The following is a 274-nucleotide window of genomic DNA, read 5'->3' on the forward strand; positions in this document are numbered from 1 at the left end:
TCCACGCCCTTGGTCGGCGCGATGCGTGGATCCCGTAGGCGACGCAGGTGGCCATAGACGGCGGCGGTGTCGCGGCCGCCGGTGTCGACGCAGAGCCGGGCGATGCGCATAGCGCCGCCGCCGTGGCACGGCCAGTCTCTCGCCAGCAGCTTGGCCAGTCCGTCCCAGGGCTCCCGGTCGCGCGGGCTGCCGGGGATCACCACGTGATCGACGAGCCAGGACGAGAACCCCTCCGCCCAGCCCCACACGTCGCATTCGAGGCGATCGTCCTGGA

1 protein-coding gene is annotated in these 274 nt (G+C 72.3%); it reads right to left on the minus strand.

All coding sequences use genetic code 11. The features are described 5' to 3' along the window. On the minus strand, positions 1-274 hold a 274-nt coding region (locus tag ACI6QG_RS19780), incomplete at both ends, for a terminase gpA endonuclease subunit (protein ID WP_407026266.1).

This window comes from Sabulicella flocculans, from assembly GCF_045449635.1.
In the GTDB taxonomy this organism is placed as follows: domain Bacteria; phylum Pseudomonadota; class Alphaproteobacteria; order Acetobacterales; family Acetobacteraceae; genus Roseococcus.